This window comes from Cellulomonas sp. HZM (genome assembly GCF_000708885.1).
Taxonomy (GTDB): Bacteria; Actinomycetota; Actinomycetes; order Actinomycetales; family Cellulomonadaceae; genus Cellulomonas.
Window position 1 is genome coordinate 1 of sequence record NZ_JEOE01000023.1, and the last position, 13701, is coordinate 13701.

A 13701-nucleotide genomic window follows, 5' to 3' on the forward strand; every position below is an offset into this window, starting at 1 on the left:
CCCCCACCCCCGGCGCCCCGGTGATCCGCAACGTCAACGTGATGGACGGCGCGATCCTGCGGGGCAAGCAGACCGTGCGCGTCCAGCTCGACACCGCGCCGCGCTACACGTACATCGAGCTCGACAAGGGCGGCGTGTGGAAGGCGGACAACACCAAGGCCCCCGGCAGCACGAACGCGGGCAAGAACCCGACGCTCGTGCTCGACACGCGCGACTACCCGAACGGCAGCTACCAGCTGAAGATCGACGCTGTCGGCATCGACGGGCGCACGACCGAGAAGCTCGTCCCGGTGACGATCTCGAACCGGTGACGCATCGCTGACACGGCGACGCATCGCTGACACGGCGACGGCGAAGGGGCCCGGGCGATCCTCGGGCCCCTTCGTCGTCCTCGTCCCGGCTCACGTTCTCGCCCGGGTCAGCCGAGCTCGATGCGCCCCGACGCGAGGAGCACCGCCCCCGTGACGCCGGCGGCGACGACGAGCACGCACAGCAGCGCCTCCCATCGCGTGAACCAGCGCGGCTCCCCCTGCTCGTACCGCGTGAGCACGTACAGGACGGTGCCGAGCGAGTACACGATCGTCGAGACCAGCAGGTACGTGACGCCACCGGCCCACACGAGGAACACGGTGTAGACCAGCGCGAGCGACGCGACGACGAGCGCGCGGGCCCGGTGGCCTCGCTCCGTCGCCTCGAGCTTGACCGCGAAGGCCGCCGCGAGCAGGTAGGGCACGAGCGAGAGCGACGACGTGATCGCGATCGCGGTGTCGAACGCGTCGTCGGCCGAGGCCGCCAGGACGAGGAAGACCTGCGCGGTGACGGTCGTCATCGTCACCGCGGCCCACGGCCCGCCGCGTGCGTTGATCCGCGCGAGCGCGCGCGGCATGTCACCGCGCAGCGCCGCCGAGTGGATCACCTCCGCGGCCATGAGCGTCCACGCCAGGTACGCCCCGAGCACGCACACGATCACACCGATACCGACGAACGTCGCGCCCCAGCCGCCGACGACGTCCTCGAGCACGCCCGCGACCGACGGCTGCCCCAGCGCCGCGATCCGCTCGCGCGGCATGACGCCGAACCCGACCATCGTCACGAGCACGAACAGCGCCAGCACCGACCCGAAGCCGGTCAACGTCGCCCACCCGACGTCCCGGCGTCGGCGGGCGTACCGCGAGTACACGCTCGCACCCTCGACGCCGAGGAACGCGAACACGGTCAGCAGCAGCGTGCCGCGCACCTCCGGGAGCAGCCCGCTCCACCCACCGGACGGCCCCCAGAGGTTGGCGGCGAACACCCTCGGGTCGAACGCGAGCGCCACGACCACGACGAACACCACGAGCGGGACCGTCTTGGCGACCGTGACCACACGGTTCACCGCGGTCGCCGACGTCACGCCCCGCACCACGAGCGCCCAGAACAGCCACAGGCCGACCGACGACACGAGCAGCGCCGCGGGCGTGCCCCCGTCCCCCAGCGCGGGGAACCAGCGCGAGAGCGTCGCGCAGATGAGCACCCAGTACACGACGTTGCCCATCGTCGCCGCGGCCCAGTACCCGAGCGCGGACAGGAACCCGAGGTACCGGCCGAACCCCGCGCGGGCGTACGCGTAGACGCCGGCGTCCAGGTCGGGGCGCTGGGCGGCGAGCCGCTGGAAGACCAGCGCGAGCATGAGCATCCCGGTCCCCGCGACGGCCCACGCGACGAGGCTGCCGACCACCCCGGTGCTGCCGGCGAACGTGCGCGGGAGGGAGAACACGCCCGCGCCGAGCATCGAGCCGGTGACGATCGCGGCGAGCGACCAGCGCGAGACGGTGCGGTGGGGCTCGGGGGCGGCCGCGGGGTCGGCCGCTGCGGCGGACCCCGGCGCGCCGCGACCGGTGCCGGGCTCGGGTGCGACGCCGGGTTCGGCGGGATCGTGCGGCACGTGCGCACCTCCTCGCCGGACCGGTGGTCCGAGGTGGAGCCCCCTGTCGGATTCGAACCGACGACCCCCTGTTTACAAGACAGGTGCTCTGGCCGACTGAGCTAAGGAGGCAGGTGGCGACAGCGTACCGAGGTGCGCCGCCTGCCCGCGGCCCCGTTCCGTGCAGCGCTTGGTGCGCTGAGACGCACGGAACGCTTCACGCACACGTGGACGCGGTGGGGTTGCCGGCCGTGGGAGCGCTGCGTGAAGCGTTGGTGCGCTCAGGGGCGCGGAAGGCTTCACGCTCGTGGGCGGCGGGGCGCGGGGCGGACGGGGCGAGCGCTCGGGCGACGTAGATTCGTCGGGTGATCCCCGACGACCTTGCGCTCCTCCGTGTCCCCGGTTCTCCTGCGGTGCTGCCCGACGGGTCCGCCGCGATCGTGTCGGTGACCCGTCCTGACCTCGAGGCGGACGAGTACGTCGGCCAGCTGTGGCGGGTGGGGTTCGACGGCTCGGGGTCGACGAGGCTGACGCGGGGGCACCGGGACGCAGAGCCCGACGTCTCCCCCGACGGCCGGTGGGTCGTGTTCACGCGCGCCGAGGCGAAGGGGCGACCGCAGGTGCACGTGGTCGCGACGACAGGCGGCGAGCCCGTGCGGCTGACCGACGCGCCGCTGGGTGCATCGACGCCGCGGCTCTCGCCCGACGGCACGCGCGTCCTGTTCCTCGCGCGTGTGCCCGAGGAGGGGCGGTACGTGCCCGGCGGCGACCCCGCCGCGGAGGCGCCGCGGCACATCACCGAGCTGCGGTACCGGTCGGACGGCGTGGGCTTCGACCGCGACCGGCCGCGGCACGTGCTCGTCGTGGAGGTCCCGGCCGACGACGAGCCCGGAGCCGAGCCGGGCGCGTCGCTGCCGGATGCGGTCGACCTCACGCCGGACGCGCAGGACGTCACGTCCGCGCGCTGGACGACGGACGGTGCGGGCATCGTCGTGACGACCGCCAGGCACGCGCAGCGCGAGACCGACCTGCGCCGCGACGCGGTGCTCGTCGACGCCCGCCGCACCGGCGAGGAAGGCGCCGGGCAGGCGGCGCCCGTGGCGCTCACCGACGCCGATGCCGGCAGCACGCTCGGCGTCGACGCCACGCTCCCGTCCGCCGACGGCCGCACGCTGTGGATCCTCGCCACCGACGTCGGACCGACGGGACGCGACTTCGTCGCTGCGCAGACCGGTCTGTACGTGCTCGACCTCGACGACGACGGGCACGCGGCGGGCACCCCCCGGCGGCTGACCGACCCCGAGGCGGACCAGCTCACGGGCGTGCTCGTTGAGCTCGACGGCGACCCGGTCGTCGGGATCGAGCGGCGCGGGGCGGTCCACCTGGTCCGCGTGGCCGACGAGCCGACGACGCTCGTCGGCGGGACCGACGTCGTGACCAGCGCCGCGGCCGGCGGCGGACGCCTCGTCGCGGGCGTCGCGCGGCCCGGCTCGTCGGGTGACCTGGTGCTCGTCGGGGACGAGAACCGCACGCTCACCGACCTGTCCGCGCCCCTGCGCGCGACCGGTCGCGTCCGCGAGCCGCGAGAGCTCACCGCCCAGGCGCCCGACGGCTACCCGGTGCACGGCTGGGTCGTCACGCCCGACCCCCAGCGCTACGGCGACGGCCCCCACCCGACGATCCTGATGATCCACGGCGGCCCGTTCGCGCAGTACACGCACGCGCTGTTCGACGAGGTGCAGGTGCTCGCCGAGGCGGGCTACGCCGTGGTCTACGGCAACCCGCGCGGGTCGTCCGGATACGGGCGCGCGCACGGTGCGGCGATCCACCGCGGGTTCGGCACGGTCGACACCGACGACCTGCTCGCGCTGCTGGACGCGGCGCTGCAGGACCCGGCGCTCGACGCGCAGCGCGTGGGCGTCATGGGCGGCTCGTACGGCGGGTACATGACGGCGTGGCTCACGACGCGCACGGACCGGTTCGTCGGCGCGATCGTGGAGCGCGGGTTCCTCGACCCCGTGAGCTTCGTCGGGTCGAGCGACATCGGCTGGTTCTTCGGGCTCGACTACGTCGGCGACGCGGCCGACGAGGGCGGCGCCGCGCTGGTCGCCGCGCAGTCACCCATGGCCCACGTCGAGAGGGTCAGCACGCCGACGCTCGTCATCCACTCCGAGCAGGACTGGCGCTGCCCCGTCGAGCAGGGCCAGCGCTGGTTCGTCGAGCTGCGCCGCCGCGGCGTGCCCGCCGAGCTGCTGCTGTTCCCCGGCGAGGGCCACGAGCTCACGCGCTCGGGCCGCCCGCGCCACCGGCAGCAGCGCTTCGAGCACGTCCTGCGCTGGTGGGCGACCCACCTCCCGGTCCCCCGGCGGTGACCGCCCGCTCTGCGTGAAGCGAAAGTCAGCTGAGAGCGACGTAACGCTTCACGCAGAGCGGCTGCGGCCAAGGCGCAGGACCGCGGGAGGTCAGCTCTTGGCGGCCTCGACGGCGGCCTTCAGGGCGCCGGGGGTCTGCCAGCCGGTGAACGCCTTGTCGTCGATCAGCACGGTCGGCGTCGAGACCTTGCCGATGACCGTCTGCATCTCGTTCGTCGTCGACTCCATCCACGGCGCGTAGGTCCGCCAGGTGCCCTTCTGCTCGGTGTCCGAGCCGGTGAGCTTGTACGTGCCGTCGACCGTGTCCGTGAACGTGTCCGTCACCGACGACGGGACGCCGACGCCTTGCGCGATCTCGGCGATCTTGTCGTCGGTCAGGCCGTTGGTGTTCTCCGCGGGCTGCTGCGCGAACAGCGCCGTGAGGAACTTCGGGTAGTTCGCCGAGTCCTTGTCCGCGACGATCGCCGCGGCGTTGGCGGCGCGCATCGAGTAGTGCGTGCCGAGCGACTGCTGGTCGAGGAACGAGACCGGGAAGTACTTGATGGTCACGCCGTCCTCGGCCGCGAGCGCGTCGAGGTCGGCCGCGTTGATCGAGTCGAACTGCGCGCAGATGGGGCACTGCAGGTCGTAGTAGATGCTCAGCGTGACGCCGCTCGCGGCGGCCTTGCCGACGCCGTCCTTCGACACGGGGATGTACGCGCCGGACGCGGTCGAGGGGGCCTTGGTGTCGGCGAGCGCGGGGATCACGGCGTCGGACGAGCCGCCCGCGAACATCACGTTCGCGTACGTCGCCTTGTTGTCGGCGTCCTGCTTGAAGATGTAGGCGCCGACGCCGACGAGCGCGACGAGCGCGACCGCGAGGGCCGAGATCGCGACGATCCTGGTCCGCTTGGCCTTGCGCTCCTGCTCGATGCGCATCTGGCGAGCCTTCTCACGGGCGTCGTCGCGGCGCTGCGCCTTGGTGGGGCGCGGGTCGTTGGTGGGCATGTCGCTCCTGGTCTGGTGAGGTCGTACGGGTCGGTCGGGCTGCTGCTGGTGCGGTGAGGCGTCAGGCAGCCGGCGGCGGACCGCGACGGTAGGTGCCGTGCGTGACGGCGAGCGTGCGAGCAGGGGCAGGGCGGGCGACGACGGGTGCGGCGCGGCCGACGAGGAGCACGGACGGCTCGTCGGCCCGGCGGCCGAGCGCCGCGGACACGACCCGGTGCACGGCACGCGCCGCACGCGCGGCGAACGAGGCGAGGCCGGCGCCGCCCAGGGCGAGCAGGGCGTGCGCGACGAGCACCGGCAGCGCGACGCTGAGCAGCACGAACACCGTGCCGCCCGCGGCGAACGAGCCGTCGGGGCAGTCCGCCGAGCGGCGCAGCAGCGCGAGCCGCAGCGCGGCGCCCGCGCCCGGGCCGGCGTCGAAGCAGCCGTGCAGCGCGAGCCGGCCCGCGGCGAGCGTCAGCGCCGCGGAACCGAGCGCGAGCGCGCCGGTCAGGACGACCGCGAGCGCGCGAGGACGCGCACCGAGCGGGCGTCCGGGCGCGATCATGCGAGACAGAGTAGGGCCTGCCCCTGAGCGACCGTCACCGGTCGGGCGACAGCGACGGTCACAGCTTCCGTCACTGCGGCAGCGTCGGCACCGACGCGGGCGACCACACGATGTCCGCACCGTGCCGCACCGCCGCCACGGCGACGAGCGCGCCGACGAGGCAGACGACGACCACGACGAGCGTCCCGAGCAGCCCGGGGGCGACCCACGCGAGCACCCGCCGTGCCCCCACACGCGTCATCCGGGACAACGGCCCGAACCACACGAGCGTGATGCCGAGCATCACGACGAGCGCGACGGCCAGCGACGCCGCGGGGCCCTGCACCTCGTCGCCGGGCCCGAGCGCGCCGAGCGTGAGCGTGCCGTTGTCGATCAGCCACCACAGCACACCGCCGACGATCACCATCGCGCTCGCCGAGACGAGGAGGCTCGGCACGAGCGCGACGAGCGTGCGCACCAGGTGCCACGGGCTCGTCGCGACCGCCCGCAGCACGTCGCTGCCGCGCACGCCGGCGCGTTCGCGGCGCGTGTGCATCCCCTCGACCGTCGACCCGATCGCGCGCACGACCACCACGAGGACCAGCACCACGATCAGCACGACGAGCGGGAACAGCGCGGCCAGGCACCCGACGAGCACACCGACCGCGAGCAGCGCGACCCACCGGCGGCGCGCGACCGGGCGTTCGTACCCCGAGCCGTCGTCGCCCAGGTCCTCGGACGCGTCGAGGTCCCCCTCGATCCACTCGACGGGGTCGTCGACGTCGACCGGGCGCGCGTGGATGAGCGCCTCGTCGTCCTCGTCGTCGTCGGGGTCCGGCTCCGGCGGCGCCGCGGCGAACGCGACCGTCCGCCCGTCCTGCGCCGCGACCACGGTCGCGGCCGTGGGCGGCATGCTCGTGTCGAGCACCACGGTGCTGTCCTCGCCGGGCGGCAGGTCGCCGTCGGCCGCGGCGACCTCGAGGGCCGCGACCACGTCGTCGGGTGCGGTGCGGTCCGCCTCGGTCGGCGTCAGGGCGCCCCGCAGGGCCCCCGCGGTCAGCACGCCGAGGCCCGCCACGTCGACGTCCCCGGCGGTCGCGCGCGCCAGCACCGCGTCGATCGGCCGGGTCCCGAACGGGTCACGCCCGGTCGCGGCGAACGCCAGCACGGCGGCCCAGCCCCACCAGTCGCTCGCCTCGGACGGCTCGCCCCCGGCCACGAGCTCGGGCGCGAGGTACCCCGGTGTGCCGAGCACGAACCCGGTGGACGTGACGCGCGCGTCGTCGTCGGCCGCCTGCGCGATGCCGAAGTCGATGAGCACCGGACCGCGCACCGAGACGACGACGTTGGAGGGCTTCAGGTCGCGGTGCACCACGCCCGCGTCGTGCACCGCGTCGAGCGCGTCGCGCAGCCCCGCCGCGAGCGCGACGAGCTCGTCCGGGCTCAGCGGGCCGAGCTCGCGCACGTGCTCGGACAGGTTGCGGCCGTCGACCAGCTCGGTGACGAGGAACGCCTCGGTCGAGTCCGCCTCGGCGTCGAGCACCGCCGCGACCGCCGGGTGGCGGAGCCGCTGCAGCGCGGCGACCTCGCGGCGCAGCCGTTCGCGCGCGACCGCGTCGGCGCCGACGTGCGGGTGCAGCAGCTTGAGCGCGACGGGGTTCTGCCCGCCGTCCACCGCGCGGTACACGGTGCCCATCCCCCCGGAGCCGAGGGGCGCGACGATCGTGTACCCGCCGATCTCCGATCCGGGCTCGAGGCCGATGCGCTCCATGCCCGGCACGCTAGCGGCCCGGGCGCGGCCTGCCCGGGCGGCACGCGCGCCGGGCGGTTAGGGTCGGTTCGCGAATCCCTGAGGAGCTGATGCCGTGCCCGCGCCTGCACGCGGCTACGACCTGGTGGTCGTCGCCAACCGTCTTCCCGTCGACGTGACCGTCTCGGAGGACGGCGAACCGAGCTGGACCCGGTCGCCCGGCGGGCTGGTGACGGCCCTCGCGCCGGTCATGGCGAAGGCCGACGGCGCGTGGGTCGGCTGGGGCGGCGCGCCGGACCAGGAGCTCGACCCGTTCGAGGTCGACGGCACCGAGCTGGTGCCCGTGCCGCTCTCGGCCGAGGAGATCGAGCGGTTCTACGAGGGGTTCTCCAACGACACCCTGTGGCCGCTGTACCACGACGTGATCTCCGCGCCCGCGTTCCACCGGCAGTGGTGGGACGCCTACCAGCGCGTCAACAAGCGGTTCGCGGACGCCGCCGCCGAGCAGGCGGCGCAGGGCGCGACCGTGTGGGTGCACGACTACCAGCTCCAGCTGGTCCCCAAGATGCTGCGGGACCAGCGCCCGGACCTGCGCATCGGCTACTTCCACCACATCCCCTTCCCCCCGCTCGAGCTGTTCGCGCAGCTGCCGTGGCGGCGGCAGGTCGTCGAGGGGCTGCTCGGTGCGGACCTCGTCGGCTTCCAGCGCGTGGGCGACGCCGGCAACTTCGTGCGCACGGTCCGCCGGCTCACCGACCTCACGACGCGCGGGCAGGTCGTGACGATCACGCGCGACGGCAAGGTCGAGCGGCACGTGCGCGCGGCGGCGTTCCCCATCTCGATCGACTCGGGCGCTTTCGACGAGCTCGCGCGGACCGACGCGGTCAAGGCGCGCGCCCGGGAGATCCGCCGCGAGCTGGGCGACCCGCGCACGCTGCTGCTCGGCGTGGACCGGCTCGACTACACCAAGGGCATCCGCCACCGCATCAAGGCGTACGGCGAGCTGCTCGAGGACGGGCGGCTGTCCGCGCAGGACACGACGCTCGTGCAGGTCGCGAGCCCGTCGCGCGAGAACGTCGACGCGTACGCGCAGCTGCGCGACGAGGTCGAGCTGCTGGTCGGGCGCATCAACGGCGACTTCGGCCAGGTGGGCCACGCGCCCGTGCAGTACCTGCACCAGTCGTTCCCGATGGAGGAGATGGCCGCGCTGTACCTGGCGGCCGACGTGATGCTCGTGACCGCGCTGCGCGACGGCATGAACCTGGTGGCCAAGGAGTACGTCGCAGCGCGGTCCGACGACCGCGGCGCGCTGGTGCTCTCGGAGTTCACGGGCGCGGCCGACGAGCTCACGGGTGCGGTGCTGGTCAACCCGCACGACATCGACGGCACCAAGGACGCGATCTCCTACGCGGTGCACATGGACCCGCGCGAGTCGCGCAAGCGCATGCGCAGGCTGCGGCGCCGGGTGCTGGGGCACGACGTGAACGCGTGGTCGCAGGAGTTCCTCGCGGCGCTCGCCGCGGTGCCGCAGCGCGCGGCGGGGGCGTCGCATGACTGACGCGCCCGGCCTCGCCACGGCCCTGGCCGCGCTCGCCCGCCCGGTGCTCGTCGCGCTCGACTTCGACGGAACGCTCGCGCCGTTGCAGGACGACCCGACCCGCTCGCGCATCGTGCCCGCGGGCGTCGAGGTGCTCGCCGACCTCGGCGCGCACCCCGACGTTCGCCTGGCTCTCGTCTCGGGCCGCGCGCTGGCGGACCTGCACCAGCTCGCGCAGGTCCCCGCCGGCACGTACCTCATCGGCTCGCACGGCGCCGAGCGGGCGCGCGTGACGCGCTTCGGGCTGGACCGGGACGTGGTGCAGCTGGCCGACGACGAGGCCGACCGCCTCGCCACGCTCGGCGCGCGCGCCGCGTCGATCGCGCGCGGTCGCGACGGCGTGTGGGTCGAGACCAAGCCGACAGCGGTGGTCGTGCACACGCGCCTCGCTCAGCGCGAGGACGCGGACCTCGCCGAGGCGGCCGCGCTCGAGCTGGGCGGCGAGCTGGGCTCGCGCGTGATCCACGGCAAGGACGTCGTCGAGATCTCCGTGCTGCACGCGGACAAGGGCGAGTCGCTGTCCGCGCTGCGCACCGAGCTGGGCGTCGCGTCGGTGGTCTACGCGGGCGACGACACCACGGACGAGAACGCGTTCGCCGTCCTGGGCGACGCCGACGCGGGGATCAAGGTCGGCCCCGGAGACACGGTCGCGCGCTGGCGGGTGGCGGACGCCGACGCGCTGGTCGACGCGCTGCGCGGCCTCACCTGAGCCGTCAGGTGGGGCACATCGGACGGTTCGGCGGCCCCGCGGGGTGAATCGCCGTCGCGATGACGTCGGCGCGGCCGGACTGTGCGACAGTTTCGCGACACCCCCGAGCATCCTGGAGCACCCGTGCCCGTCTCCACCCCACGCCCCCTGCGCCGCCTGGTCGCCGTCGCGGCGAGCCTGGGCGTCGCCGCAGCCGGCGCCGTCGTCGTCGCACCGGCCGCCCACGCCGACTTCACGACCCGCACGAGCTGCCACGACGGCACGTGCACCGTGGACTTCAACGCGAACAGCGGCCTCGCCACGTGGGAGGTGCCGGCCGGCGTGACGTCGGTCGAGGCGGTGCTCGTCGGAGGCGACGCGTGGGGCCATGGGGGAGCAGGCGGCTCCGGCGGTGTGGTCCGTGCGACCGTGCCCGTGACGCCCGGTTCGACGCTCGTCGGCCGCGTCGGCCTGTACGCCGCCGCCAACGGCTATGGCGGCGGCACGGACGGCGAGTCCGGCGGTGGCACCTTCCTGTCCGACGCGCACGGCCTGCTGCTCGTCGCGGGCGGCGGCGGTGCGGGCGGGACCCGTGGCCACGCCGGGGGTGACGGCGGCGGCGGCCTCACGCTCGTCGGGGAGCCCGGTGCGGGCGAGGGTGGCGGTGGCGGCGGCACGCTCGCGGCGGCCGGCGCCGGTGGTGCCGACGCGTCCGACGGGACGGGTCCCGCGACGACGTCGACGTTCGGCGTCGGGGGCGCGGGAGCCCCCGGCGCGGACGACGAGTCCGGTGCCGCCGGTGGCGCAGGCGGTGGCGGGTACTTCGGAGGCGGCGGTGGCGGAACCGTGGGCGAGAGCACGTACGCGGGCGGCGGCGGGGGCTCGGGCTACGCGGCGCCCGGCCTGACGCTGCACGCCTCGGGCACCGATCCGAGCACCGAGGACGGCATGCTCGCGCTGACGTACGACGAGCCCGCGGTGACCTCCACGTCGACCATCGCGCTGTCGTCGGCCCACGCGGTCGCCGGCGGCTCGGCGAGCGCGGTCGTGACGGTGACGGCGAACGGCGCGACCGACTTCGCCGGCGGTGCCGTCCAGCTGCTCGTCGACGGCTCGGCCTCGGGCTCGCCCGTCGCGGTGCACGTCGACGGCTCGACGGCGACCGCGACCCTGCCGGTGCCCGCGACGAAGGTCGGCGTGCACCAGGTCTCGGCACGGTTCACGGCCGACGACGCGGCGCTCGGCTCGACCACGCCGACGACGCCCTTCACGGTCCTGCCCGCGAGCCTCCCGTGGAAGCTGACCGACGACGCCGGCAAGGCGGTCACGAACCCTGTGAGCACGCCCGAGCTCGTCGCGCGCGGCTCCGGCCAGCTCCCCGGCTCGGTCGTCACGCTGCAGCTGCAGCGCGAAGGGCAGTGGCTCGACCTCGACGACCAGACCGTCGGCGCGGACGGCACGTTCGCGATCGACGGCTCGCTCGCGCTCCTGCTCGGCATGGTCCCCGACGAGGACGGCAACCCGGTCTCGGTCGCACTGCGCGTCGTCGCGACCTACCCCGACGTCGCGGGCGCCGCGGCCCTCACGGGCGCGACCCGCACCGCCACGGTCGAGCCCGTCCAGCTCCCCATCGACCTGCAGGTCGACCCGGGTCCGTACCGCGTCGGCGCGGGCGTGGACAACGCGGTCCGCGTGAAGCTGACCTGGCTCGGCGAGGACCTCGGGGTCGCCGGCTCCTCCGACATCGCCGACATGGTGAAGGACGGCTCGCTCGTCCTGCTGCTCGACGGCACGCCGGTCAAGGCCTCCGACCTCGGCATCGGCGCCGATGACGACGAGACCGCGGTGCTGACCCTCTCGGCCCCGCAGCGCGGGGGTGACCACACCGTGCAGGTCGTCGCCGCGATCGAGGACCTCGGCATCACGGGCCGCTCCGAGGTGAAGCACTTCACCGTCGCGCCCGACACGTTCGACGCCGCGCTGCTCGACGCCGACGGCAACGAGGTCACGCAGGTGCACCCGGGCGACACGGTCTACGCCGCCGCGGGCGGGCTGCTGCCCGGCACGAAGGTCTCGTTCGAGCTGCACTCCACCCCGGTGGACCTGGGCTCTGCGACGACCGACGCGGACGGCACGGCGATCGTCGAGACCACGGTCCCCGACGTCGAGGCCGGCACGCACACGCTCGTCGTGACCGCGACGGACCCGCTGGGCGACGTGCACGTGGAGAAGGTGTCGGTGACGGTCCTGGCCGCTACCGACCCGACGGCCGCGCCCACGCCGCCGCTCGCCGCGACCGGCTCCGACACCGCGCCGCTCGTCGGTGCAGGCGCCGCGCTCGTCGCCCTGGGCGCCGGCCTGCTCCTCCTCGCACGCCGCCGGAGGCTGACCGACCGCTAGGTTGCCTGCATGAGCGGGGGGATGACGCAGGTCGGGCTCGAGGACGACGAACCTGTCGACGGGTCCACGGACCGCGCGCGCGAGCGCCGGCCGTGGGCCCGTCGGCCTGTCACCTGGGTGGTGGTCACACTCGTCGTCGCCGGCGCCGTGGTGGTCGGCAGGCAGGTCGCGGACACGCGCGAGCGAGACGCCCACGTCGCCGCGCTGGCGACGGTTCCCGGCATCCTGCACCGCGTCGACCACGCCCTGCGGCCGGGGCTGAAGCTGGACGCCGCGGAGGCTGCAGCCGTCGTGGGCGGCGTCGACCTCGACGGCGTCGTGGTCGGCAGCGCCGACCCGAACGGATCGGCGCTCGTGGGCGTGTCTGCGGTCGACGGGCATCGCGTCTGGACCGCGCCGATCTCGCTCGGCTGGGCGGTCGCGTGCGACCGGTTCACGTCAGCGTCGACGACGCCCGCGCTCCCGCACCTGGTCGCCTGCTCCCCCGACTTCGGCGTCTCCTACGACGTCGGCGGTGTCACCGTCGTCCTGGATGCGCGCACCGGTCACCAGGTGTGGGCCCCGACGACGCCGGGCGACTCAGCCGTGGCGGCAGGCCGGGTGCTGACCGTGGGCGACGTGAACGGCTTCGTCGGCGTGACGGCCGTGGACCCTTCCGACGGTGCCGTCACCGCGCAGTGGCAGACGCCCTTGCCGTCGGGGTCCCTCGAGGACGCGCACATCGCCGCCGTGGGCGACCACGTCGTCGTCAGCACGCCCGAAGGGTCGGTGGCCGACGCCGTCGACGGCACCGAGCTCTGGCGCGACCTGGGGCACCGGGCCGACGCCTGGTCCCCGCTGCGCGGCGGCGCGGCGCTCGGGATCGCGCCGTGGGCGACCGACGACGAGTCGGGCACACGGTCGGCGGACGACCTCGCCGCGACACAACCCGCGCGTTTCGTGTCCCAGGACGGCACGGCCGTCGACCTCGCCGGCGAGCAGCCGCTCCCCCTGCGCGTCGACGACGGTACGGCCGACGGCGTCGCGTTGTTGCGCACGGCCTCGACGACCACGCCGGAGCTCGTGGCTCGGGCCGCCGCCTCCGGCAAGGAGCTGTGGCGCACCGCGCTCGACGGCGATGCCGCGAGCGCGCTCCTCGTGGGCGGCACGGTGTACGCCACCTCGCCCGATGGGGTCGTCGCGCGCGACGCAGTCACCGGCCGCGTCCGCTGGCAGTCCGGCGACGACGCCGGGCTCACGTCCTTCACGCTCGACACCGACGGCCGCGTGCTCCTGGTCTCGACGCCGCACCTCGACGTTCGGGCGTACGACCTGCGCGACGGCTCGCGCCGGTGGAGCACGCACGTGGACGACGACCGCCCGGCGTCGAAGGTCGTCGGCGTCCCCGCCCTGCACGCGCTCGCGCTCGTCGCGGCGGACGGCTCGCTCGTCGTGCTCGGCGCCTCCTGACCCGGCCGCGGACCGCGGCCGCGCGCCCC

The 13701-nt window shown here is 74.8% G+C and carries 9 protein-coding genes, 1 tRNA gene and 1 pseudogene; 6 read left to right on the forward strand and 5 right to left on the reverse strand.

Annotation, left to right across the window (positions count from 1 at the left end; translation table 11 throughout):
• A pseudogene (locus tag AW16_RS18650) lies at positions 1-311 on the forward strand (alkaline phosphatase); the annotation flags it as partial.
• 107 nt (positions 312-418) lie between these two features.
• On the opposite strand, the gene AW16_RS0112115 reads toward AW16_RS18650, so the two are convergent.
• Together AW16_RS0112115 and AW16_RS0112120 are read right to left on the reverse strand one after the other, a co-directional pair.
• A complete protein-coding gene (locus AW16_RS0112115; RefSeq protein ID WP_081861638.1) occupies positions 419-1924 on the reverse strand; it encodes a basic amino acid/polyamine antiporter in 1506 nt (501 codons plus the stop codon).
• 34 nt (positions 1925-1958) lie between these two features.
• A tRNA-Thr gene (locus tag AW16_RS0112120) sits at positions 1959-2035 on the reverse strand.
• A 233-nt stretch (positions 2036-2268) separates the two neighbouring features.
• On the opposite strand from AW16_RS0112120, the gene AW16_RS0112125 reads away from it, so the two are divergent.
• Complete coding sequence (locus tag AW16_RS0112125; protein ID WP_029290729.1) at positions 2269-4275, forward strand: S9 family peptidase; 2007 nt, start codon at positions 2269-2271, stop codon at positions 4273-4275.
• A 90-nt stretch (positions 4276-4365) separates the two neighbouring features.
• Here AW16_RS0112125 and AW16_RS0112130 read toward each other — a convergent pair whose 3' ends face one another.
• The 3 genes from AW16_RS0112130 to AW16_RS0112140 form a co-directional block, all read right to left on the reverse strand.
• A complete protein-coding gene (locus tag AW16_RS0112130; protein ID WP_029290732.1) occupies positions 4366-5262 on the reverse strand; it encodes a thioredoxin domain-containing protein in 897 nt (298 codons plus the stop codon).
• Positions 5263-5323: 61 nt separating this feature from the next.
• Entirely contained in the window at positions 5324-5809 is a 486-nt protein-coding gene (locus tag AW16_RS0112135; protein WP_029290734.1) for a hypothetical protein, read from the reverse strand.
• Between the two features lie 70 nt (positions 5810-5879).
• A complete protein-coding gene (locus tag AW16_RS0112140; RefSeq protein WP_029290736.1) occupies positions 5880-7559 on the reverse strand; it encodes a serine/threonine-protein kinase in 1680 nt (559 codons plus the stop codon).
• Between the two features lie 94 nt (positions 7560-7653).
• On the opposite strand from AW16_RS0112140, the gene AW16_RS0112145 reads away from it, so the two are divergent.
• The 4 genes from AW16_RS0112145 to AW16_RS0112160 all read left to right on the forward strand — a co-directional run bounded on the left by AW16_RS0112145 (position 7654) and on the right by AW16_RS0112160 (position 13672).
• Positions 7654-9096: a trehalose-6-phosphate synthase gene (locus AW16_RS0112145; protein ID WP_029290738.1), complete on the forward strand. Its 1443-nt coding sequence runs from the start codon at positions 7654-7656 to the stop codon at positions 9094-9096.
• Entirely contained in the window at positions 9089-9844 is a 756-nt protein-coding gene (otsB, locus tag AW16_RS0112150; protein WP_029290740.1) for a trehalose-phosphatase, read from the forward strand. Before AW16_RS0112145 ends, otsB begins: the two co-directional genes overlap by 8 nt.
• Before the next feature lie 123 nt (positions 9845-9967).
• On the forward strand, positions 9968-12223 hold the full coding sequence (locus AW16_RS17785) for an Ig-like domain-containing protein (RefSeq protein ID WP_051681906.1): 2256 nt from the start codon (positions 9968-9970) through the stop codon (positions 12221-12223).
• Positions 12224-12232: 9 nt separating this feature from the next.
• Positions 12233-13672 carry a PQQ-binding-like beta-propeller repeat protein gene (locus AW16_RS0112160; RefSeq protein ID WP_081861639.1) on the forward strand — a complete coding sequence of 480 codons (1440 nt, stop codon included), beginning with the start codon at positions 12233-12235 and terminating at the stop codon, positions 13670-13672.
• Positions 13673-13701 lie beyond the last annotated feature (29 nt).